Below are 24,777 nucleotides of genomic sequence, written 5' to 3' on the forward strand. Positions count from 1 at the left end.
TAATATTTGATTTTCTACAAAATGCAATATAATACAAATGTGGCAATTTCAGTATCAGCTCTGACAAACAAAATTAAATCACTGCTTGAGAGCAGTTTTACAGGTGTCTTTGTTCAGGGCGAAATTTCTAATTATAAGCTTCATTCTTCAGGTCACAGATATTTCACACTTAAAGATAACAAATCTCAATTGAAAGCTGTAATGTGGCGTATGAGAAAATTGGATTTCGAGCCACGGGACGGTATGAAAGTAATTGCTATGGGTAATCTGAACGTTTATCCTCCGCAAGGAAGTTATCAGCTTGACTGTCTTGAAATGAGACCTATGGGGCAAGGAGATTTATATTTAGCATTTGAAGAACTTAAAAGCAAATTAAGTCAAAAAGGCTATTTCGATGCAGAACGCAAAAGATTACTTCCTAAACTACCTTTTGCAATAGGCATTTCAACATCTCCGACAGGTGCGGCATTACAGGATATGATTTCAACCTTTCGAAGAAGACTGCCTTTCACAACCATTTATTTTCGTCCGACTTTAGTTCAGGGTGATGGCTCTTCACAGGACATTGTAAAAGCTATTTCTGAGCTTGAAAATACTCCTTCGGAAATAATAATCATTGGTCGTGGCGGGGGTTCGATAGAGGATTTATGGTCGTATAATACCGAAATTGTTGCAGATGCAATTTACAATTGTAAAAAGCCGGTAATTTCAGCTGTGGGTCACGAAACTGATTTTACGATTGCTGATTTTACTGCTGACCTGAGGGCTCCGACACCAACCGGCGCCGCTGAGCTATGCTCTCCGATTACAGTTGATGAATTAAATGATTTTTTTGAAGATATGAGCTCAAGACTTTTAAAAATTGCTCTAAACAAAACAAATAGTCTCAGTACAGGAGTTCTTGAGAATTTTATGAGATTTGCTCCAAGAAGACTTAAAGATAATATTAATAAATATATCCAACTTATTGATTCACAGGAAATTCAACTTGAAAATGTGATGAAAAGTAATATTAAAAATGCTTTAAACTCTCTGACACGTCTTGATTCGCACTTAAACTCATTAAATCCTCTGTCACCACTGAATAAGGGATTTGCCGCATTGAAAGCAGGGGAGAACTATATTAATAAAAATGAACCGCTGAGAAATTTTGATAAAATTGAAATAATTAGAAAAAATGATTCTACAAATGTAATTATTATAAAGGATTAAATAAATGAAAAACAGTAAAGATTTTGAAGGAAAAATTCGCAGAATTGAAGAGATAATTGATGCACTCGATGAGGGAGAGGTTCCAATTGAAGAAATGTTGAAAATCTATGAGGAAGGCATGAAACTCACAAGCGAGTGCAAAGATTTCCTAAGTAAAGCTGAATTGAAAATTATTGATATTTCGAAGGTTAATAATGCACAATCTGAATAATTCAAAATTAATTTTTGCTTAAATTGTAACTTTTTTGAATTTAATACATCTTAGTATAAGTTAAGTATTTCAAAACTTTTTTGGAATGAAATCATGAAAACGAGCATTATCATTTTAATATTTGTCCTTTTTGCCGGACAAATATTTGCACAATCAGCAGCAAAAGTATCAGGTACGATTAGCTCATCTGAAAATGGTGAAGCAATTGGAAATGCAACTGTAATTCTCAAAGGCAGTATTCATTTTACTCACTCAGATGCTAAATCAGGTAAGTTTATGTTGAACATTGATAAGCCTAAGGGAGAAATCGTAATTCATGCAAAAGGTTTTGAATCTGTATCAATTCCATTTACAAAAGACTCAATGAATCTAATTGTTTCAATGACAAAATTACCTCCCGAAAGTGATATGGTGGATAATTTAAGAAGTAGTCAAATTGAAAAACTTAGAAGTGATGCTAAAAAAACGATGCCTATAGAAAGCAGAAAAGGAGGTCACGTTGAAAGTAGCCCGCTTATACCCACTTATTCAGATGGTGCTGAGGTGATGTTAAGAGGCTCTGCAAGTAGTAGTGTTGAAATGGATGGCTCACCACCTGCTTCCATTGATGGAGGTTTTGCTCATTCTATGGAACTTGAACCAAGATTTCCCGGCAGCAATGAGCAAGCCGAATCAGGACTTCTTACAGCTGGAGAAGTCAATGATTTTTCAAAATGGGTCATGTGGAATGACATAGCTGACACAGATTTGTCCGATTTCAAAGAATTATGGAAGCTAAATCCAAAAGACAGATTTACTGTATTGATCGAAAATGAATATCGTACACCGGTTTATGGCGCAACAGTTAATTTATTGAATAATGGTTATGTGGTTTGGTCGTCACGCTCTGATAATACTGGAAAAGCTGAGCTATGGCTAAATCCATTCACAGATCGTGTTTCAAATAATGACCAAATTTCAATAGAAATTGAATATTCAGGTTTATTTTATCAAATTAATAATGCCAAGAAATTTTCAGATGGAATTAATTTCTTTAAAATCAAGACTGAATGCCTTAAACCAAAATCTGTTGATATAGTATTTCTTGTTGATGCCACCGGCTCAATGGGTGATGAAATAAATTACCTGAAAATGGATTTAAAAGCACTGATGCAAGACATTCAGGATACCATCCCTGATATGATATTTAATTTGGGTTCTGTATTCTACAGAGACACAAGCGATGCTTATATTACCAGATACTCTGATTTCAGTTCGGACATAAGTGTTACAACTGAATTTATAAATGAACAGGGAGCTGCAGGCGGTGGTGATTTTCCGGAAGCAGTCCATAGAGGATTGGACATAGCCATAAATCAGCTTAGCTGGACAGACGAATCTATGACAAAAATTATTTTTCTGGTACTTGATGCACCTCCACACTCAAGACCAGATGTTATTCTTGAACTTCAGTCTTTGATTCTGAAAGCATCGGAAAAAGGCATAAGAGTTATTCCTGTAGCTTGCAGTGGTGTGGATAAAAGCACTGAATATTTTCTAAGAGCTACTGCTTTGCTGACAAATGGTACATACACATTCCTTACAGATGATAGTGGAATTGGTAATCCTCACATTAAGCCTACTACAGATAAATTTGATGTTGAAACTTTACGTCAGCTTCTGATACGTCTGGTTTATCAATATACTTATTATCCTGACTGCGATATTGATAAAAATGAAATTATTAGCGAAACCATTTCTATTGATTTGCCTGTGACAGGTGGAGATATTGAAGAAGCCAAGGCTATGGCTGGATTTAAGTATTATCCAAATCCTACTTATGGTGATCTGAATATTGAGTTTTCCGATTTGATTGAGGAATTATTTATCGCCGATGTTACCGGAAAAATTATTTTCAGATTAGAAAAGAAAAGTAGTAATAAGCTATTTATTGATATATCAAAATATCCGACCGGGATGTATTATATAATGTATCAATACAAACCTGATAAATGGTTAAAAGGTAAAATAATGCTAATGCATTAGGAAATTCTTTAAATTATTTTGTGTTAAATTATAGTTTTGAAATTATTTTTAAATAATTAACAATAAAATCATCATATACTTAGTTTATAGTATTAAATTTGAATTCAAATTAAATACAAAAAGGTAATATGTTATGAAAAGAATTGGAGTGCTTGCCGGAGCAGATATTACATTTGCACAGAATGTAATTGAAGCAATTAATTCTTCCAAGAAAAGAATTAAGGCTGAATTAGTTAATATTGATGCTTTAAAATTGAATGATAAAAATGCTTACTCAGTCTTGTTTGACAGAATTTCTTTTAAAGTGCCATATTACAGAAATTATCTCAAACAAGCGGCTTTGAATGAAACTATAGTGCTTAATAACCCATTTATTTGCCAGGATGACAGCAGTTTTATATTCAGCATACTTGCATCCAAACTTGGAATTTCAACTCCAAAAACAGTTTTACTCCCAAGTAAGCAACTTCCTGAGAATACACATCCTGAGTCATTTGTGAATTTGAATTATCCAATTGACTGGGATTCTGTTTTTGAATATATTGGATTTCCGGCAATTTTAAAGTCTATTAATAGTTTCAATTTTGTAAATGCATATAAGGTTTATAATCAGTCAGAGTTCTTCTCTGCTTATGATTTAACAGGTAGAGCTTGTATGACGCTTGTTGAAAATATTGAATATGATAATTATATAAAAGCATTTATCTTTGGAGATAATATTTTGATATTGAATTATGACCCGCAAAAACCTCTTCATTTAAGATATTCCAAAGATATTGTTGATAATTGTATTGATCAGAAAATCACCGAAGATATAAAATCATTATCTTCAAAAATTTCTAAAATATTAGGGCTTTCAATTAATTCAATGGAATTTGGTATAAAAGATGGAACTATTTATTTAACAAGTTTTTATGACCCTGCTCCGGTTTTGGAAACAGAATATTTTGGAGTAAAAACTTACACAGATTTGGTTGTGGGTACTGCTGAGTATTTATTAGAAGTTGCATCAGGAACAAGTAATTATGAGCAAATTATCCCTTTTGAATGTCACAATAATTCAAGAAAACCTGTTGTCAAAAGAGGCAGAAAGCCAAAAGCAACAACTGTTATAAAATCCTGAATTCAATCAATTAAACAGCTATCTTAGATAAGAATTTCTTTAAAAGCGTAGAGTTTTTGACTCTACGCTATTTTTGTTATTAGTGAATATGTTGCTAAGGCAACAATTTAATATCTGATAATTGGAAGTTGTTTAATTACAACTCCATCTATGGTATGTACCAACGTTCAGCAAATGCCCCACGATTAGGAACTCTGTCAAAGAATGAGCAGCCATATTTAACAAACCGATTGCCATTATTAAATACAGCATTGTTTAAATCCGGTAATTTTAATATTTGAATCGAGAAATCTTACTTCTTGGATGAGTTGTTAAGTTTATCTAAAGTTTGGGTCAGGAGTTAAAAATTTTATGAATATTTATCAATAATATGTTGTAATAAATAATATTTATATAAGTATATTCGTTATAATGTATAATATAATATTAATAAATTTCAATTTATTATTAAAGCAAAATTTTCTTTCGCTTATATTTATGAACAAATTTTGTATATTTTTAATAATATTATTTTAAAAATTATCAGTTCAAAATGATGGATAAATCTATTGCATAATTAATAACAACTATAAAAAAATGGCTTATATGAATAAAATCGTAGAACTTCGTAGAAAACTACATCAAAATCCCGAGTTATCAAACAAGGAAAATGAAACTTCAAAAATAATTGAAGAGTATATGCTGAAATTATCTCCTGACTTACTATTAAATATGAGTAAAACCGGCAAAGCTTATGTGTTTGATAGTAATAAACGCGGGTATAATATAATGTTCAGAGCTGAGTTGGATGCCCTGCCAATTCAGGAGGCAAGCAATTTGCCACATTCATCTTCTAATGACGGTGTTGCTCATTTGTGTGGTCATGATGGGCATCTTGCTATATTAGTCGGCTTGGCTGAACGCATATCACTGAACAGACCGAAACAAGGTAAAATTATATTTCTCACTCAGCCGGCAGAAGAAGTTGAGCAGGGAGCTTATGACGTTATAAATGACCCAAATTTTTTGCAAATTGAACCTGATTTTATTTTTGCATTGCACAATGTTCCCGGATTTAAAACAAATTCGATTATTATCAAAGAAGGTAGTTTTGCAGCAGCTTCGAAGGGAATGACAATTAAATTCTTTGGAAAAACTTCACATGCAGCAGAGCCGGAAAATGGTATCAGTCCAGCAATTGCAATTTCTAAAATTATTCTTGAAGCTGATGCAATTAGAAATAATGTAGCATTGTTTTCTGATTTTACAATAGTTACTGTAATACATTCAAGGGTGGGGGAGATTTCTTTCGGTACATCTCCGGGCTATGGTGAACTAATGATGACACTCAGAGCTTACGAGGATGTTGATATGAATTTGCTTACCACAATGCTTGAGGATTATATTGATAAAACGGCAAATGAGTATAATTTGAAATATGAGATTGAATATTCAGAAATTTTTCCCGCCACATTCAATGATAAAAAATGTGTCGAACATATATCAGAAGCAGCTAAGAAACTGAATCTGGTTATAATTCATAAATCAAAGCCATTCAGTTGGTCTGAAGATTTCGGATATTATACTCAAAAGTATAATGGTGGATTCTTTGGTCTTGGTGCAGGTATGCAGCATCCTCCACTTCATAATCCGAATTACGACTTTCCTGATGAGATTATCGAAACAGGAATTAATGTATTTTTCCAAATTTATAAACAAATTTATTTTGATAATGAATAACAGCTCAATAATTACAATTAAAAAAGATTCTGTAAGAAATAATATTTCTTTTCTAAAGAAGAAAATCGGCAAAGATGTAAAAATTTCATCCGTTGTTAAAGCCAATGCTTACGGGCATGGAATTGAAATTATGATTCCTCTTTTTATGGAAAATGGAATTGACCATTTTTCGGTATTTGATTTTAATGAAGCTCTCAGAGTACGTAATAGCATGATTGATGCCGGCTCAATTATGATTATGGGTTGGATTTCCGATACTGATGTATTTCAGGCAATTGATTATGGTTTTGAATTTTATATTTTCAATATTGAAAGGTTGGATTTAGCCAAAAAATATGCTCTGGATTTGAACAAACCAGCAAAAATTCACTTGGAAGTGGAAACAGGAATGAATCGTTCAGGGCTAAATATTTCCGAACTCAATAAAGCAATATCAATTATCAATTCCAATCCGGAAATATTCGACATTAGAGGGTTTTGTACACATTTAGCCGGTGCGGAAAGTATAGCAAACCACTTGCGTATTCAGAACCAAATCAAACTATATCACAAATTACTTTCTTTTGCCCAATCGAAATCAATTTTTCCTGCTTACAGACACATCGCAAATTCGGCGGCAACATTTGTTTATCCTAAAACACGTCTCGATTTAGTACGTATCGGGATTATGCAATATGGTTTCTGGTCCACTACTGAAACATATATTCATTACATCAGAAACCGAATGATAAAAAATGATCCGCTAAAGCGAATTTTAGGATGGAAAAGTTATGTAATGACATTAAATCACGTAAAAGTTGGCGAATTTATCGGTTATGGTACTTCATATCTTGCACAGATTGATATGGTAACAGCGGTTATACCTGTTGGATATGCAGGTGGTTTCAATCGTTCACTCAGCAACAAAGGCAGGGTAATAATTCATGGTCAAAGGTGTGGTATAATCGGCTTGGTAAATATGAATATGATTATTGCTGATGTTAGTAACATTCATGATGTTTGTGTTGGTGATGAAGTTGTTATAATCGGACAACAGGGTGATTTAGAAATCAAAGTAACATCATTCAGTGATATTAGTGACCAGCTTAATTATGAAGTATTATCAAGTCTTCCTGAGAAAATTGAGCGAATTGTGATTTAGAATGATAAATATTATTATAATTTTTTTGTTAAAAAACAAAAACTATTTTAGGGACCGGGTGCTTGGGGTTAGGGTTCGGGTTTCGGAAAGGCAACTCGGACACGATGGCAAACTATATGCAATGAAATACATGGGTTTATGGAGAACAAAAAAAAGTCATTAGTTCGGTAGAAGAAGAAAGCATACCACAGATTTCATACGGTAAATATTTTAATATTTATCCTAATCCGGCGAGTGATTATATTACAATTTCTATCCCTGAAATCAACCCTACGGTTAACCGCAGGGTTGATGGGTTTGCAGCAGAAAAAGTACAGATATTCGATATGCTTGGCTTGGAAGTCATTTCCACCCCGTCTGCTTCGCATCCACCCACGGGAGATGGGAATTTTGAACACAATAACATTATAACACAAATCCATCCACCCCGTCAGCCTCGCAGCCACCCCTCAAAGAGGGGAATTTATAAATTCAACTGATTTTCTATTTATGGTCCGCTACAACGTAGCTTTTTCACTAAACAAAAAAAACTTCCCCAAGATATTCTCTTAAGGAAGGTTTTTTTCAAATTCACCGGATTTCGGGTTTCATATTCAATGATAAATGATTAAATTAGCAATTTATCAGTTAGATTTATCTCAAATAATGATTTATCTTTGGCATTTATAATGAATTCATTGAAAATATTAGTAGCGTCTCTGTGAGATGGTAGCAGAAGTTTTTCAATTGCCATATCAAGATGCAGCCATTCGTACTTTTCGTGCTCATCGGAGAGTTTAATTTGTTGGCGGGAGTCAATAATCATTCCAAAAACAGGGGATGCCTGAATAGTATCATTTTTTGGATTGAAAAATCGGGTAATGTATGGAATAGTCCACATTCTGATTGGTTTGCACCCTATCTCTTCCATAGTTTCACGCAAAGCAGTACTGAGAGCTGTTTCATCACCCTCAATAGTTCCCGTAATAACCTGCCATATACCAGGGTAAACTTTTACGTTTTGACTTCTTTTTAGCACAAGATATTTAGTAGCCTGAATTTCCTCAAAATAGGATGCTACATGAACCTGAACTGTCTCAGAAACAAACTTTATCATTGTTTACCTCACTTTTTCAATCGCCCATTTAAACACTTTAAGATATTCCAGTGCAGATTTACCTGAAGAAAAATTATTAGACATTGCGTTCTGTCGTATAATGTCCCAATGTGGATAATTGTTATAAACCGACAGCCCACGGCGTATAGAATAAGCAAAATCATCCGCATTGTATTGCCAGAACAAAAATCCTGATCCTTCTCCTGAGTCCCGACTGTATTCTTTGATTGTATCAGCAAGACCACCTGTGATTCTTGCAATCGGAATTGTACCGTATTTCATAGCATACATTTGAGTCAGCCCGCAGGGTTCGAATCTTGATGGCATCAGGAAGAAGTCAGCCGCTGCGAACATTCTGTGGGAAAGAGTATTGTTATAACCAATATTTATAATCGCAAGTTTCGGAAATTTCCATTTTATGTAGTTGAAAAAATCAGTATATCGTCTTTCACCAGTACCAAGAAGTGCAATTCTGAACATACTGTTTTCAAGATAATATTCGAGTTTGGCAATCAGCAAGTCAATTCCTTTTTGCTCTGTCAGTCTTGAAACCATTCCAATTAGTGGCAAATCAAGATTGTCTTCATCTGTGAGGCCATGCTCATATAGAAATTTGATTTTATTAGATTTTTTAGGTTCAATATTATCTTTTGAATATTTATCATAAATATTGGGGTCAGTTTCCGGATTCCAGTCGTCATAATATACACCATTCAGAACACCTATTAAATCAGCTCCTCTTTGATTCAGCTCATCCTGCAGCCCTTCACTGTAATAAGGGTAACGGATTTCTTTGGCATAAGTTTGGCTGACAGTAGTAATCTTATCAGCGAACATTATACCGGCTTTCATAGCATTGACCGAGCCATTTTTTTCGAACCATGAGCCCGGAAAGAAGTTATGCATCCCAAATCCTGAATAGAGCATCGCATTTTCAGGATTGAATTTTCCCTGATATGCAAGATTATGAATTGTATAAACTCCGGCAGTGCCACTGAAATGCGGGTCATGTAAATAATATGATTTTAAAAATGCCATAGCAAAAGCTGTATGAAAATCGTGGGCATGAATAATGTCAGGTTTAAAATTAAGTGCTTTGGCTGTTTCGAATATTGCTCGGCTAAAAAAAATGAAGCGTCTGTCATTATCGCCGTACTCGTTTGGGTCGCCATAGATACCATTTCTATCGAAGTAATGATTATGCTCAATCATATAAATCGGTACATTGCTGTTCGGCATAAATCCATGCCAAAGTCTGGCATATTCAGTCCAGTATCCCATTGGGACTATCAAAGTGAGATTTGTCGGCTCAATTCCATACTTGTAAGTGTCAATAAAACCATACTTGGGCATAACAACTATTGGTGTCTGTCCATATTTTGACCATTCAAGCGGAAGCGATGCCGCAATGTCAGCTAAACCGCCCGCTTTAGCATAAGGGTCAACTTCAGAAGATGCTAATAATATGTTCATTCAAATATTTTTTTTTAAAAATGTCAATACTAAAAATATAAAGATAAACATATAGTTGCTAATATGAAATTAAAATTTGTTATTTTGTATCTTTAAAAGTGTATTATTTTAAAAATGTTTTCAAATAAGTGAAAAAATCAAAGCCGGATACAGATTACTATAAGCTTCAAATTGAGGATGGAGTCCTTCATTTGAATGTTTTAATGCCTCTTATTTACTCAAATTCCGAATATTTTCGTAGTGTATTGAGTGAAATAGGAAAAATAAAAGATATTTCAAAAATTGAAATTGATTTTTCTCTTCAAGATAATTTCGACACATATTTGATTATATTTTCTCAGTCTGTAGAAAAATATTGTATCGAACAGAATATCAGATTTGAGATTATAAATTCGAATCCTGATATAAACTCAGTAGTTATACTTTTGAAATCTCCTCCTGCTGAAATTTTAGAACCAAAACCCAAAAAGTCTTATCTTTACCGTCATTTTGAGGAAATTGGCTATATTGTCATCAAGATAGTAAAGGATACTTACAACTTTATTTCATTCTTCGGTGAACTTTTTATAAGATTTCTGACATTAATATTCAAGCCAAGCAGGTTGCGTTGGGAGGATATGCCTCTACACTTCACACAATCCGGTGTAATGGCACTTCCAATAACCCTTGTGATAGTTTTCCTTCTTGGTATGATTACCGGCTATCAGGGTGCTTTGCAGCTCAAACAATTTGGTGCTGATATGTTTATAGCTGACTTAGTAGGAATCTCACTAACTCGTGAGCTATCCCCTCTAATGGTTGCCATTCTTGTAGCCGGTCGTTCGGGTTCGGCATTTGCTGCAGAACTCGGCACCATGAAAGTTTCTGAAGAAATTGATGCCTTAACCACAATGGGCTTTGACAAATTTGAATTTCTTGTATTGCCAAGAGTTATGTCAGTAACACTTGCGATGCCTTTTTTAGTCATTATATGTAATATTGTCGGTATATTAGGTGGTCTGATCGCCGCTACTTCGACTCTGGATATAACTTTTTCAGGTTACATTGGCAGGATGCAAATGGCTCTCTCGCTTTGGGATATCGGATCAGGACTAATTAAGAGTATAGTTTTTGGATTTCTGATTTCAGCACTCGGCTGCTATAAGGGGTTGAATGTGCAGGGTGGAGCTGATGCTGTAGGGCGGTACACAACATCTTCGGTTGTAGCAGGTGTATTTCTGATTATTTTGGCTGATGCATTATTTACATTTATTTTTCAGGCGCTTGGAGTATGACAGATAATAAAGCAATTATTGAAGTCAGAAATCTGACCGTTCAGTATGGAGAGCTTGAGGTTCTAAAAAATGTTTCATTTAATATAGAAAAAGGTGAGATTTTTGTCATAGTCGGAGGAAGCGGTTGTGGAAAAAGTACACTTCTCAGGCAGATGATAGGTCTTGAAACACCAACAGACGGCGAAATTTTTATTGATGGAAAGAATTTTATTGAATCAACAAAAAATGAAAGAAAAGAAATACTTAAAAAATTTGGTGTGATGTTTCAATCAAGTGGATTATTCGCTTCAATGACACTTGCCGAGAACATTAAACTTGTTTTGGATGAATATACTGAATTAAATGATGATGAAATGGATGATGTTGTGGATATAAAGCTGTCATCTGTTGGTTTAAGCGGATTTAGGGATTATTATCCTGCTGAAATCAGTGGAGGGATGAAAAAGCGTGCTGCACTGGCAAGAGCAATGGCTTTGGACCCTTACATACTATTCTTTGATGAACCTTCATCTGGTTTAGATCCACTGACATCTGCATCATTAGATAAATTAATAATCGAAATTAACCGAATATTTAAAACAACAATGATAATTGTAACACACGACCTTGCAAGCGTTTTGTCAATTTCTCAAAGAATTATTATGCTTGACAAGTCGGTAAAAGGCATACTTGCTGAAGGTACTCTGGAGCAACTGGTTAGTATGAATGATAACGAAATGGTATATAATTTTTTTAATCGTTTGTCCAAGTAAACTTCTTTAATTATTAGAAAAAATTATCAAAACAAATATCGCCTATCAAAATGGGCGATATTTGTTTAAAAACCCGAGGTAAAGTCAGATCATATTCTTGTGTGGGCTCTTAATAAGAATAATCGTAAAGACTATATCTTATGCATTACTTTTCCAATCCGAGAATTGATTTGACAATATGACCTACCATAGCAGGATTTTCTTTTAATCTGCGAGTGGAATATCCATACCAGTCTTCACCGAAAGGGACATAGACTCTGAGGTTATGACCCATCTGAAGTATCTCATCACGTCTTTTCTCCCTAACGCCAAGTAACATCTGAAATTCGTAATCTTCTTTTTTAAGATTACGTTTTTTTACTGCTTCAAGTCCATACTCAATAAGCGGCTCGTCATGAGTAGCAATACCCACATAAAGCCCGTTATCGAGCATTAAATCAAGTAAATCTCTGAAGTTTTGACGTACTTCTTCGTACCCTTTATAAGCAATTTTTTCGCTTTCTACATAAATGCCTTTACATAGTCGTATATTCGGTTTGTAGTCAATAAGTGCTCTGACGTCATCCATACTGCGACGCATATAAGACTGAATGACTATTCCTACATTATCAAAACCGGCATCACGTAATTTTTTATAAAGATCGAGTGTCATCGTCGTATATGGAGAATTTTCCATATCAAGCCGAACAAAAATTCCGAGGGACTTTGCTTTAGCGACAAGTTTACTGATATTTTCATAACCGAAATCAAAATCAATTCCTAAACCAAGAGAAGTTGGTTTAATGGAGGAATAAGTACTTAACTTATGTTCGGAAATAGCATCAAGAACTTCCATACACATATCAGTTTCATGGACAGCCCGCTCACGAGTAGTAACAAATTCTCCAAGTACATCAATAGTACTCGAACCACCAATTTCCATAAGTTTTTTTGTTTCATTAATTGCATTTTCAAGCTTAAGACCTGCAATATATTTTTTAGCAAACAAAAATACAATTGACTTCGGTACTATCGGTAGTGTCTTTAAAACTATTTGATTTAACATATTTTTAATATCCGTAATAAATTTGCTGATTTTATAAAATGCAAAATTAACTAAAAGTAATCAAATAAACGAATTTTAAATTGAAATATGCTTAAAAATCTCAATTTTAGTTTCATCTATTCCACCTGAGGCATCAATAATTTTCACTCTTTCCGGTTCATTTGCAGCAATCTCGTCAAAACCTTTAATGACTCTAAGGAAAAAATTATCACCTGCTTTTTCGATTCTGTCTTTCTCACGGCTTCCTGCACGCTTTTTCGATTCCTGAAGTGATAATCTCAAATAAAATGTAAGATTTGGTTTCAAACCACCTGTTGCAATTTCATTGCAATTTTGAATTACATTCAAGTCTATTTGTCTGCCATAGCCCTGATATGCGGTTGTAGAGTCAAAAAATCTATCACATAGCACGTAATCACCTTTAGCAAGAGCAGGTTTAATTATGCTTTCAACAAGATTCGACCTTGCTGATTCAAATAAAAGCAATTCAGTAATATCGTTTAACTTACTTTTTGAAGAAAGCAATATTTCACGTATAGCCTCAGAAACATCTGTGCCACCCGGCTCTCGCAGACTGTGGACTTTGAATCCACGGCTTTCAAGCATCTCAGCCACCAGCTTTAACTGAGTAGTCTTACCGCAACCATCTATACCTTCAAATGTAATAAGCATAATAAATCCAATTTAGTTCTTTCCATCAATTATAACGACGATTTCACCCTTCAATCCATTTTTATTCCTAACGATTTCTATCAACTCCGCAATTGTTCCACGCAGAAATTCTTCATGAATCTTAGTAATTTCTCGTGCTATACATAGCTTTCTTTCTCCGCCTGCAATTTCAAAAAGTTCAATGAGGAGTTTCTCAATTCGGTGAGTTGATTCAAAAAGTATAACAGTATTGTCAATTTCACTTATTTTTTTTAAAAAAGTTTGTCGTCCTTTTTTCTGTGGAGCAAATCCTGCAAAAGTAAATCTGTGAACACTCATACCTGAAGCCGATAATGCTGCAACAAATGAAGTTGCACCCGGAACGGGAACAATCATAATTCCTTCATCAGCAGCTAAAGCAACTATTCTGAAGCCCGGATCTGAAATAAGAGGAGTTCCGGCATCCGAAATCAATGCAATTGATGAGCCGGATTTTATTAATTCCACTAATTTTTTGCTTTGTTCTGATTCATTATGCTCATGATAGCTGATTAATTTTTTGTGTTCAATTTCCAGTTTCTTGAGTAGAATGCCAGAATGGCGGGTATCCTCACAAGCTATAATATCTGCATTACGCAAAATGCGTAAAGCTCTTAATGTAATATCCTCAAGATTACCAATTGGAGTTGAAACAAGATATAAAGCCGGTTTTAAAGCATAATCCATATTATTTATTTCTCCGTAAATCTTTAAAAAAGTGAGTAATCATTGAGCTGCATCTTTCTTCGAGAAATCCTCCGTAAACTTCGCATCTGTGATTTAATTGTGCATTATTTAGCAGATTAAGAATGCTTCCGCCTGCTCCTGCTTTAGGGTCATAAGCTCCAAATATAACTGTTTTTAATCTAGATAGCACGATTGCTCCTGCACACATTGGGCAAGGCTCCAAAGTTACATATAGTGTGCAATCAATCAAATGCTTATAACCTGTAGTTTTAATTGCCTCGTTGATTGCAATAATTTCTGCGTGTTTAGTAGCATTTGCATTTTTTTCGACTTTATTATAACCTTTACCGATTATATCATAACCCCGCACTATAACTGCACCGATAGGAACATCTCCATTCTTTAAGGATTTCTCGGCAAGCCCCAGAGCTATGTCCATATAATAATTATGACTGTATTTAGGATAATTAAGTATCAATTTTTTCAGGTCAATTTAGTTAAGAATACTATAATATATTTCAGAAACATACTAGAAATGGATTCATTAATCAAACTAAAAAACTTTTTTGCGAGTAATATCTTTCCTTCATTTCATCTTTTATCATTGATAAGTCAACCAAAATCAAAGCTCCAATACAATTATTTAAATTATGGTCAACTCCCCATGAAATAAATTGCGTTCCACCTTGGGTAGTGAGCTCACTGTAGCGTCTGAATAAGACCGGTATACTAAGTCCCAGACTTTTTAAAGCAATTTTTAAATTTATAAAGTCTTTATTTAGATCATCAGCATAAATAATTTTGTCAACATCAGCCAGCACCTTGTTACTGAATTTATTAACCATCAGCGGTTTAGCAAGTGTAGAATCACCCGGATACCATTTTGAATAATATTTCACAATCAATGCTTTAGCAATTTCAGGATATGAATCACTAAGTGAAACATTACCCCATAAATACTTGATATCAGGATAATTCGATAAATAAGCCCCAATTCCCTGCCAGATATAGTCCAATGCATTACTTCGCCAATATTTTTGTTGAATAAAACTCCTGCCAACCTCAAGTGATGAATCAACCATATCTAAATAGACGTTAGAAAGTTCAAAAAGAGAAGAATTATAAAGTCCTTTCGGACCATATTTATCTAAAATATCGTGGGTATCACCAAGCCTGTAAGCACCAACAATTTCGTTGTTATTATCATCCCACAATACAATATGCTTATAGTATAAATCATGTATATCCATGTCAAATGTTTTTCCGCTTCCTTCTCCAACTTTGCGAAATGTTAATTCCCTAAGCCTCGATATTTCCTTAATGATGTTTGGTGCTACGTCATGCTCGACTACATAAATCTTCATATCATCATTAGTATTGCTAAGTAACCTTGAATTACCTAAATCTTCAACAAGGTTTTTTTTTTCAACAGGATGAATAATTGTTTGCTCGGTTTTGAAAAGTCCGGGCTCATTATCTCTTACTTTATAAATATGCTTGTAAAGCAGCTTAGTTTGAACGCTAATCTTCAGTTGACTGTTTTTGAAAGTTGTAGCAGGAATCAAATCTCCGATTTTAATCTTAATACTTCCATTTCTTTTTCTAAAGAGTTCTCTTGGTAACATCAACATACCAATATTAATATTTATCAAAGAGCTTAAATAGAATGTCAGTGAATTTCTGCCTTCTATGAATATTGGAAGTACCGGAGCTTCAGTTTTACCGCTAAAACGAATAGCTCCATTCTGCCACTTTAAATCACGAATTCCGGAAGCACGTAACCTTGAAACTTTTCCGGCAGGAAAAATTATTATCGCTTGCTCATCTTTAAGTGCTGCTTCAATATTTAATATCTGGGATTTTTGTTTAGTCATTGAATAAACATCAAGCGGAATAAATAGTTCGGACAAACTTTCCAAATTTTGCAATATGTCATTTGCCACGACTCTAACATCTTTTCTAACCTCGCTTATTGCTTTTAGCATAGCAAGACCATCAAGCCCGCCAAGCGGATGATTAGATACAATTATAAGCCGTCCTTCAGAAGGTATTTTTTCCTTATCTGACTGAGACATTATATACTTAAAATTTAACTCATTAAAAGTGGATTCGATAAAATCCAAGCCCCTTTTTTCACCCGCAATTTCCAAAAAGCGATTTACTTCGTCAACTTTTACAAACCATTTCATAAAATTAACAATTAGATTGCCAATAAAATCAGGATATTTGTGAAACAAACCCGGTATTTTAGCATGAAGAATTTTTCGTATATCTACTTTTTGCATTTGATAAAAGTTTAATGAATTTAAATCTATTTAATTTTAAACATGAAGAAGACTTACAAATATATCAATATAATCATAAATTGCAAAAAAGAATCAAAAATATAATTTTTTCATACTACTTGCATGGGTTGACAATGCAATAATACTATAATGATCCAATTTGTTATCACTTGCAAACTTTTTCAATAAGTTCCTGAGCTTCTTGAAGCCCTAAACCAAGAGCTTTGTTGAAATCATCACAAGCACTTTGATTATTGCCGGTTTCAGCATAAGCAATTCCACGGTTAATATATGGCTGAGGTGAATTAGGGTCTAATTCAATTACTTTATTGAAATCTCGAATAGAGCCTTCATTATCTCCTAATTCTGATGTCAAATATCCACGCAAATAATACGCTTGATGATTTTTGTTATTAAGACCGATTTCGCGAGTGCAGTCTGCAATAGCACCATCTTTATCGTCAAGTTCGTGTTTTACTAAAGCTCTGTGATAGTATGCTGCAGGAAAATCTGAGGCAACATTTACAAGTGTACTAAAATCGTCCAAAGCTTCCTGAAATCTACCGCTTGAATAATTTAAAATCCCACGATTATAATATGCCTGAGGGAAATCAGGGTTAACTAAAATAGCAAAATCATAATCTTCGAGTGCTCCAAGTTTGTCACCCAAATCATCTTTAATATTTGCACGGTTGTAATATGCTAAATAATAAGCAGGGTCAATTTCGATACATTTGTTGTATTGAGTAATCGCATCTTCAGGCTTGCCCATAGCTGCATAAGCATTTCCAAGATTTTGATAAGCAGAAAGGTTTCCTTCGTCATATTTCAAAGCAAGCTTATAATCGGCAGCTGCACCAATATTATCGCCTGAATTTGCTTTGACAAGACCTCTGTTGTTATAAGCTGCTGAGAATTCCGGCGTAATTTCCAAACATTTATCAAAGTCTTCAACTGATTTTTTAAAATTACCTTTGCTGCCATGACTCATTGCTCTGCTGTAATAATAATTGGAGTTTTTGTCATTAACGGCTATGGCATAGTCCAAATATTTGATTGATTCGTCATAGTTACCCAGATAAAAATGTAAATCACCAAGTTCTTTGTAAACATTTAAATTATTAATATCTTTTTCAAGAGCTTTTTTGTAATAAGTTAAAGCAGTTTCGGAGTCCTGTATCGAAAGATAATATCCGGCTTTATATCTTAGAAGTTCAGATGATTCAGGAAGTAATTTTAAGCCGTCGTCAATTGCTTTATTAGCTTTATCAAAATCACCATCCTGAATAATCAAATCTATGTTTTCAATAATTTCTTTTTCAGTCTGAGAAAATACCGTAAAAATTGGTATAATATAGAGCATGAAAATTAGTAATAGAAATCTCATGAGGAATTTCTCCTATGTAAAAATTAGAAGTTTTGGAAATTATTGATTTAGACGCAAATACATTTCAATTATTAAATTATTTGCAAAAAACAATGATCATAGCACAAATATTAAAAGATTATCAATGATTTTTACAATTTTACTGCAAAAATTACTTCTTTATAAAATTAAATATGTCTAAAATTCTATAATTATTTAATATTAAAATTATGATACAGATTAAATTTCCAGATGGTTCGGTCAGAGAATTCAATAGTGGTGTAACTCCATTCGAAGTAGCAAGTACAATATCAGAAGGATTAGCAAGAAATGCTTTAGGAGCAGTTGTAAACGGTGATTATTTTGAGATTAATCATCCTATCAGGGAGAATGCCGATGTGAAAATCGCAACGTTTAATGATGATGACGGCAAGCAAATGTTCTGGCACTCATCTGCCCACTTAATGGCAGAAGCATTGCAGCAACTTTATCCGGGCACAAAGTTTGGTATAGGTCCTTCAATTGAAAATGGATTTTATTACGATGTTGACCTTCCCGAAGGAACAAAAATCACAACTGAAGATTTACCTGAAATAGAAAAGAAAATGAAAGAACTTGCCAAAATGAATTCAACATACAATATGTCTGAATCTACTTGGGAAGACGCAATGCAATATTATACAGAAATTGGAAATGAATATAAGATTGAACTCATCGAAGGTCTTAAAGGCGAGCAGATTACTTTCTGTAAGCACGGCAGTTTTACTGACTTATGTCGAGGTGGTCATATACCGAATACCGGCTTAATCAAAGCTGTAAAATTACTTTCGGTTGCAGGAGCATATTGGAGAGGAAATTCTGATAACAAAATGATGACTCGTATTTACGGCATAACATTTCCAAAGCAAAAACTTCTTGATGAGTACATGGTTTTGCGTGAAGAAGCTGAAAGACGCGATCACAGAAAGCTTGGTAAAGAGTTGGAATTATATATGATTACTCCAACTATTGGCGGTGGGCTTCCGGTTTGGTTGCCGAAGGGTACAATTATTCGCCGAATCCTCGAAGATTTTCTCAAGAAAGAGCTGATCAAACGAGGTTATCAAGAGGTAATAACTCCTCATATTGGAAATTTGAATTTATATAAAACATCAGGTCACTATCCCTATTATTCTGACTCCCAGTTCTCACCTATTAAGGTAGAAGAAGAAGAATATATGCTTAAGCCAATGAACTGCCCGCATCATCATCAGATCTATGCTTCAAAGCCACGTAGTTACAGAGATTTACCCCTTAGACTTGCTGAATTTGGTACAGTTTACCGCTATGAGCAGTCAGGTGAACTAAGCGGCTTGTCACGCGTAAGAGGATTTACCCAAGATGACGCTCATATTTATTGTACTCACGAACAGTTAAAAAGCGAGCTAATTAATGCTGTTGAGCTTACACAGCTTGTGTTCAATACATTTGGTATGCAGGTTACAACAAGACTTTCATTCAGGGATGACGAGAGTAATAAGTTTGCCGGAGACCCCGCATATTGGGAACAAGCTGAGAGAGAAATCAAGGAAGTAGCTGATTCAATGGGACTTGATTACTTCATCGGGTTAGGAGAAGCATCCTTCTACGGACCAAAAATTGACTTTATTGTTCGAGATGCTATTGGAAGGAAATGGCAGTTAGGAACAGTACAGGTGGATTATGTAATGCCCGAACGTTTTGGGCTTGAATATATGGGTAATGATAATCAAAAACATCGCCCTGTAATTATTCACCGCGCCCCATTTGGTTCTATGGAAAGATTTATTTCAATTTTGATTGAGCATTATGCTGGAAATTTCCCATTCTGGATTGCTCCTGTACAAATTTCGATTTTACCGATTGGTGAAAATCAGAACGAATATTGCGAAAATCTTTATAAAAAATTAAAAGAAATGGGATATCGTGTAGAAATTGATACCCGTAGTGAAAAAGTTAACCGTAAAATTGCAGAATCCGAACAAATGAAAGTACCTTTTGCTATCATTGCCGGTCAAAAGGAAGTTGATAGTAATACTGTTTCATTACGTCAGCATGGAAAAGGTGATTTAGGTTCAAAATCAATTCATGAAGTTCTTGCGATTTTCGCAGAGCTGAATCAGCCTACGAAAAGTATAATTGAGTAAGTAATTTTTGATGATTATGAGTCAATTTCGAGATAAATCGGGGTTGACTCATTTTCACGAATTGTTTAGATTTAATCTGAATATCGGATTTCCGAGAATTATGATTGAGGTATTAAGATTGAACTATTCATCTCACAAATTAAGCCAATTAGAATGATTATGTTAGTTTCAAGTCATCCAACAATTTTTAATATCACGTTTCCCGTCTTTTGGCCGGTTTCAACATATTCATAAGCCGTCCTGATTTCCTCTAATCTGTATTTTCTATCTATGACAGGTTTAAATTTTCCTTTTTCCACTAAACCTTTTAAGAATTGCAAGTCTTCCTTATTAATAGTTGGTATCGGAAAAAGTAGTTTTTTCCCTTTTGAAAATTTTGAAGTTATAGCTAATAGTATGTTTACCCCATTTTTACCAAGTTCTGTAGAAATGTAAATCCCGCTATCACTTAAAAGTGGTTTACACTGTTTGTACGAACTTTTGCCTACTGCATCGAATATAAAATCAAATTTCTTGTCAGTCTTTGTAAAATCTTCAGTTTGATAATCAATCACAAAATCTGCACCAAGAGATTTTACAAGTTCTATATTTTTGGTATTACATACTGCAGAAACTACGGCACCATAATGTTTTAAAAGCTGAACCGCAGCAGAGCCAATAGCACCTGTGGCGCCATATACCAAAACATTGTCATTAGGTTTGACCTTTGCTGCTCTTATGTCCACAAGGGCATAATGACCACCTTCTGAGATAGCTGCTGCTTCATCAAAATCAAAATTTTCAGGTATATGAACCACTGCATCGTTTTCTGATATTGTTAAAAATTCAGCGTGACCACCAAAAGTAACATCGTTAAAACCAAAGACTGAATCACCAATTTTAAATTTAGTAACATCCTTTCCAATATCTTCAATAACTCCGGAGAAATCACAACCTAATATTTGGTATTTCGGTCTGAATAATCCGCTCCAAAATCTTGAAACAAAATACTCTGCACTTCGAAAGCCGGCGTCTGTACGGTTTACAGTAGATGAATATACTTTAACTAAAATTTCGTTGTCCTTTGGTACTGGCTTACTGACTTCCATCAATTCTGCTACTTCGGGCGGACCATATTTCTTATAGACAATTGCTTTCATAATATTTATTTTATTGATATTTAGATTTATAAATAAGTTGAATCAGTAGGTCTGAATTTGAAATATTTCGTAATAAATTTATAATATCATCACAATCTTTAGGTTCGATTCTGAAAGATTTAATCTGTATGCCTTTCTGAAACCTTAATTTTATCTGAAATTGGCAGAAAAATTGTTTTCACAGCTTCGTCATATTTTCCATTCGGCTCGAATATTGTTCTTGCATATTCTTCGCGAGTTTCCCTGAGAGTTTCAATTTCTTTCTTTATGCTCTGAACTTCAGTATCATTCCAAATCAAATGATTTTTTTTAAGTTGTGATTCGAGACTATCTGCTTTTTGTTTTATTGAATCAAGTTCTTGTTTCCATCCCTCAACCAAACATTGAATCTGCTTTTGTGCGAGTATTACATCGGGAAATTTTTCCAGAATTGTATCAGAATCAAGGAAATCAACTTTTTGAGAATTTGATATGCTTGTAAATAAAAACAATATTACAATACAACTTGGTATATATCCGTATATTTTCAATGTAAATACTCCATAATAATAATATAAAATTGCAAATTATTATACAATAAACCATCTATTAATTATTATTACGATAGCATAATAGGATTGTTGCATATTATTTTTAGGGAAAAATGATAATAAGTAATTCCAAAATAAAAATTGAACTCTCCTAAACCTACAACTCAAATATCAGCGATACATGATGAGCTATTCTGTCATTTGTCATAAATTCGTTTGAAATTGAGTAGTCAATATGAATATTGAAGTCCATATCAAGAGGAGGTCTGAAAGATAATCCTCCGCCCCAGTAATTCATAGGCAAGAATTTTGCATCACCCATGTCACTCCCATAAACAGCTATTCCACCTCTAATAGCTATAAATTCATGAGGAACTATTTCAGCACCAATAATAAATGATGGAGTTGCATCAAACTGATTCATTACCGCATCAAGACCAAGAAGAATATATCTGGTAGGGGGTAGTGTTACTAATTCTTCTTCTCCTGTGATTGATGTTCTTGACATTATTGTTTCTTCATTAAGTCCAAATTCAGCCGCTACGCCTGTGCGAATTGTAAAAGGAATCTCTTCTGTTGGCGATGAAGCTGTGTTCCAGTTCATCGAGCCGAACAAATTATTCATAGCAAGACCGAAACTGAATAAATCAAGTACATTCAATTTTACTCCAAGGTCCATAGCAAAACCGTTTGCCGATATGTTTGCACCATTAAGCGAGTTGTTGATATACTTAACTGAAGCACCCATACTGAAGTATTCTAATCTGTATGCACCGCTCACCATTGCCGAAATGTGGTTATTATTTAAATCTCTTGTGGGTGTTCCTTGCACATTACGACCAGTGAAAGAGCCGGAATATAGATTATTTACCCCTGCACCAACTCCGAAATGAGGTAGAATTTCCTGAGCCCATGCAAGGCTGGCGTGAGTTCTGCCTAATCCAATTGAACTGACTGATGTATTGAAAGTAGGTGCATTTGGCATAAATGCTGTACCTGCTGGGTTATAAAATATTCCTGATGGCTCATTTACTATAGCTGAATAAACTCCGCCCATAGCGATTGGACGGGCTCCGATATTTCTCGATAGCCATACTTCTGAAAATCCACCGTCGGACATTTGCGCATATAATAGAGTTGTGCTAATATTCGCCAATAATGTAATTGACAATGCACAGTATAATACTGTTTTGTATAGATTTTTCAAAGCTACCTCGATATTATGAATTTCTCGGAATCACGAAAAGTATTGCCTTGCAAAACGCAAATATATATTCCGTTCGGCAAATTGAATGTTGCAGAGTATACCTCTTCAGTTCTTGTCGAGGAGATACCTTTGAACACTTCCAACACTTCTTTTCCTAACATATTGTAAACCGTAATAGTTATATTCTGTTGCTTCTGAACCTGATACACTTCGACATTTAATTCCGCCTGAGTGTACCAGACCTTAGTAATTTTTGTTGAAGTTATTGTATCCTGATTAGTTACAAAATACTTCGAATTAAAACTTACAAAATCTGTGCCATTTAAGGTGTTGGAAATAATTATATCGGAATGATTGAATCCGCAAAGGAATAACCATAATAATAATACGATTTTTATAATATGTTTTGTGAAGAAATTCATATAACAAAAGTAGTAAATAAAATCAGACTAACAATAGAAAATTATTAGATTATTATGAAAATTTGCCAACAAAATATCAATTCATTATAAAAATCAGAGAATATGCAACTAAAATGGTTAAAAACAAAATTTTAGTAATCTTAAAGGGTAAAATTTTGTCAATTAGTATTGTGAATAAAACTGACAATATCATTATAAGAAAACTCATCATCATTGCTCCAAACGGCTCAAACATCTTTCCATAAAAGTATTTAAATCCAGCAAGAGGTCCAATTCCGTAAATCATAAATAAATGAATAACATATATATAAATTGCTCTTTTGGATAATTTGCTGATAAATTGAATAATTTTTATGTTTGTAATTTTGATTTGTCTTGAAATGGAAATTAATAAAATTATTATTCCTATGTTCCGAATCACTACACCTGAATCAATTCTCAAATCAAATCGTAAACCGTTGTAAATTAATAATTTTGTAATTGCAATTCCCGATAATATTGAAAATAGTCCTATAGTGAACATTAGAAGTCCCGTTCGCAGTTGGAGTGTATTGTTTGAAAGTTTACGACTTCTGAGCCAAATTCCAAATACTGTGCCCAAAAACATATATGCTGAGTAGGGGAGCATTGTAAATAATGAGCCACCTTTGAAATTCAAATAATTTGAAATAAATTTTGGAATTGAGTTAAGTTCTGAAATTCCAATTACAGGAGTAATTAATATTACAAATATTCCTAAAATCAAATTGATGATAAGCACTTTTTTTATACTTCCTGCGAATCTATAAATGAGTGCAAGAATGAAAAGTCCTACTCCGAATACATGCAAAATATTAACTTGCAAAAATCTTTCAAGTCTATGCGACTGTATAGAATATAATTCGGACAAACTATTAATAGGCGAGTTCAGAGTATATCCTATTACAAGAAGTACTATTGCCATCAAAATGCGACGCTTGAAAGTATCTTTTGATATTTGCTCAATTCCGGATTTGAAATTTGCAAATACGTGAACAGCACCTGAAAGGAAAAGAAACATAGGTGCAGTTTTTCCGCGAGCGAAATTCCACCAATCCCATGGAAAAACTTTTAGGTTATAAAATTCAGGGTTTGCTAATTCAAAAAAGGAGTGACCTGCTACCATCATTATCATGGCAAAAAATTTCGCGAGGTCAAGATAGACCTCGCGATTGGAATTTATAGGGCTGTTCAATA

General features: G+C 34.0%; 23 protein-coding genes. 9 read left to right on the forward strand and 14 right to left on the reverse strand.

Annotation, left to right across the window (positions count from 1 at the left end; genetic code table 11):
- Positions 1-21 precede the first annotated feature (21 nt).
- The 6 genes from KF896_02625 to alr all read left to right on the forward strand — a co-directional run bounded on the left by KF896_02625 (position 22) and on the right by alr (position 7,431).
- Positions 22-1,212 (forward strand): exodeoxyribonuclease VII large subunit, encoded by a 1,191-nt coding sequence (locus KF896_02625; GenBank protein ID MBX3042586.1) that lies wholly within the window; start codon positions 22-24, stop codon positions 1,210-1,212.
- A gap of 4 nt (positions 1,213-1,216) precedes the next feature.
- Complete coding sequence (xseB, locus tag KF896_02630) at positions 1,217-1,423, forward strand: exodeoxyribonuclease VII small subunit (protein MBX3042587.1); 207 nt, start codon at positions 1,217-1,219, stop codon at positions 1,421-1,423.
- A gap of 93 nt (positions 1,424-1,516) precedes the next feature.
- Positions 1,517-3,448 (forward strand): VWA domain-containing protein, encoded by a 1,932-nt coding sequence (locus KF896_02635; GenBank protein MBX3042588.1) that lies wholly within the window; start codon positions 1,517-1,519, stop codon positions 3,446-3,448.
- Between the two features lie 133 nt (positions 3,449-3,581).
- Positions 3,582-4,571 (forward strand): hypothetical protein, encoded by a 990-nt coding sequence (locus KF896_02640; GenBank protein ID MBX3042589.1) that lies wholly within the window; start codon positions 3,582-3,584, stop codon positions 4,569-4,571.
- 576 nt (positions 4,572-5,147) lie between these two features.
- A complete protein-coding gene (locus KF896_02645) occupies positions 5,148-6,290 on the forward strand; it encodes an amidohydrolase (GenBank protein ID MBX3042590.1) in 1,143 nt (380 codons plus the stop codon).
- Entirely contained in the window at positions 6,283-7,431 is a 1,149-nt protein-coding gene (gene alr / locus KF896_02650; GenBank protein MBX3042591.1) for an alanine racemase, read from the forward strand. The genes KF896_02645 and alr overlap by 8 nt, the downstream gene beginning before the upstream one ends.
- 238 nt (positions 7,432-7,669) lie before the next feature.
- Here the strand turns inward: alr and KF896_02655 are convergent, their stop codons facing one another.
- The 3 genes from KF896_02655 to KF896_02665 form a co-directional block, all read right to left on the reverse strand.
- Positions 7,670-7,837 (reverse strand): hypothetical protein, encoded by a 168-nt coding sequence (locus KF896_02655; GenBank protein MBX3042592.1) that lies wholly within the window; start codon positions 7,835-7,837, stop codon positions 7,670-7,672.
- Between the two features lie 201 nt (positions 7,838-8,038).
- A complete protein-coding gene (locus KF896_02660) occupies positions 8,039-8,527 on the reverse strand; it encodes an NUDIX domain-containing protein (protein ID MBX3042593.1) in 489 nt (162 codons plus the stop codon).
- A 3-nt stretch (positions 8,528-8,530) separates the two neighbouring features.
- On the reverse strand, positions 8,531-10,000 hold the full coding sequence (locus KF896_02665; protein ID MBX3042594.1) for a glycogen synthase: 1,470 nt from the start codon (positions 9,998-10,000) through the stop codon (positions 8,531-8,533).
- Between the two features lie 128 nt (positions 10,001-10,128).
- Between KF896_02665 and KF896_02670 the strand changes: the two genes are divergently transcribed.
- Together KF896_02670 and KF896_02675 are read left to right on the forward strand one after the other, a co-directional pair.
- Positions 10,129-11,274: an ABC transporter permease gene (locus KF896_02670; GenBank protein MBX3042595.1), complete on the forward strand. Its 1,146-nt coding sequence runs from the start codon at positions 10,129-10,131 to the stop codon at positions 11,272-11,274.
- A complete protein-coding gene (locus KF896_02675; protein ID MBX3042596.1) occupies positions 11,271-12,026 on the forward strand; it encodes an ATP-binding cassette domain-containing protein in 756 nt (251 codons plus the stop codon). Before KF896_02670 ends, KF896_02675 begins: the two co-directional genes overlap by 4 nt.
- A gap of 145 nt (positions 12,027-12,171) precedes the next feature.
- On the opposite strand, the gene KF896_02680 is transcribed toward KF896_02675, so the two are convergent.
- The 6 genes from KF896_02680 to KF896_02705 all read right to left on the reverse strand — a co-directional run bounded on the left by KF896_02680 (position 12,172) and on the right by KF896_02705 (position 18,120).
- Positions 12,172-13,071, reverse strand: a complete 900-nt coding sequence (locus KF896_02680) for a proline dehydrogenase family protein (GenBank protein MBX3042597.1) — start codon at positions 13,069-13,071, stop codon at positions 12,172-12,174.
- 75 nt (positions 13,072-13,146) lie between these two features.
- A complete protein-coding gene (tmk, locus tag KF896_02685; protein ID MBX3042598.1) occupies positions 13,147-13,743 on the reverse strand; it encodes a dTMP kinase in 597 nt (198 codons plus the stop codon).
- Positions 13,744-13,755: 12 nt separating this feature from the next.
- On the reverse strand, positions 13,756-14,448 hold the full coding sequence (gene rsmI / locus KF896_02690; GenBank protein MBX3042599.1) for a 16S rRNA (cytidine(1402)-2'-O)-methyltransferase: 693 nt from the start codon (positions 14,446-14,448) through the stop codon (positions 13,756-13,758).
- Position 14,449: 1 nt separating this feature from the next.
- On the reverse strand, positions 14,450-14,887 hold the full coding sequence (gene tadA / locus KF896_02695) for a tRNA adenosine(34) deaminase TadA (protein ID MBX3042600.1): 438 nt from the start codon (positions 14,885-14,887) through the stop codon (positions 14,450-14,452).
- 109 nt (positions 14,888-14,996) lie between these two features.
- Positions 14,997-16,733, reverse strand: a complete 1,737-nt coding sequence (locus KF896_02700; protein MBX3042601.1) for a lysophospholipid acyltransferase family protein — start codon at positions 16,731-16,733, stop codon at positions 14,997-14,999.
- 166 nt (positions 16,734-16,899) lie between these two features.
- Positions 16,900-18,120 carry a tetratricopeptide repeat protein gene (locus tag KF896_02705; GenBank protein MBX3042602.1) on the reverse strand — a complete coding sequence of 407 codons (1,221 nt, stop codon included), beginning with the start codon at positions 18,118-18,120 and terminating at the stop codon, positions 16,900-16,902.
- A gap of 209 nt (positions 18,121-18,329) precedes the next feature.
- Between KF896_02705 and thrS the strand changes: the two genes are divergently transcribed.
- A complete protein-coding gene (gene thrS / locus KF896_02710) occupies positions 18,330-20,264 on the forward strand; it encodes a threonine--tRNA ligase (protein MBX3042603.1) in 1,935 nt (644 codons plus the stop codon).
- A 173-nt stretch (positions 20,265-20,437) separates the two neighbouring features.
- Here the strand turns inward: thrS and KF896_02715 are convergent, their stop codons facing one another.
- The 5 genes from KF896_02715 to KF896_02735 form a co-directional block, all read right to left on the reverse strand.
- Positions 20,438-21,403 carry an NAD(P)-dependent alcohol dehydrogenase gene (locus KF896_02715; protein MBX3042604.1) on the reverse strand — a complete coding sequence of 322 codons (966 nt, stop codon included), beginning with the start codon at positions 21,401-21,403 and terminating at the stop codon, positions 20,438-20,440.
- A 119-nt stretch (positions 21,404-21,522) separates the two neighbouring features.
- A complete protein-coding gene (locus KF896_02720; protein ID MBX3042605.1) occupies positions 21,523-21,933 on the reverse strand; it encodes a hypothetical protein in 411 nt (136 codons plus the stop codon).
- Positions 21,934-22,090: 157 nt separating this feature from the next.
- Positions 22,091-23,140: a PorV/PorQ family protein gene (locus KF896_02725; protein ID MBX3042606.1), complete on the reverse strand. Its 1,050-nt coding sequence runs from the start codon at positions 23,138-23,140 to the stop codon at positions 22,091-22,093.
- 2 nt (positions 23,141-23,142) lie between these two features.
- Positions 23,143-23,562, reverse strand: a complete 420-nt coding sequence (locus KF896_02730; protein MBX3042607.1) for a T9SS type A sorting domain-containing protein — start codon at positions 23,560-23,562, stop codon at positions 23,143-23,145.
- Positions 23,563-23,638: 76 nt separating this feature from the next.
- On the reverse strand, positions 23,639-24,775 hold the full coding sequence (locus KF896_02735) for a DUF1624 domain-containing protein (protein ID MBX3042608.1): 1,137 nt from the start codon (positions 24,773-24,775) through the stop codon (positions 23,639-23,641).
- Positions 24,776-24,777: the final 2 nt, after the last annotated feature.

It is taken from the genome of Ignavibacteriota bacterium (assembly GCA_019637995.1).
GTDB lineage: Bacteria > Bacteroidota > Ignavibacteria > Kapaibacteriales > UBA2268 > JANJTB01.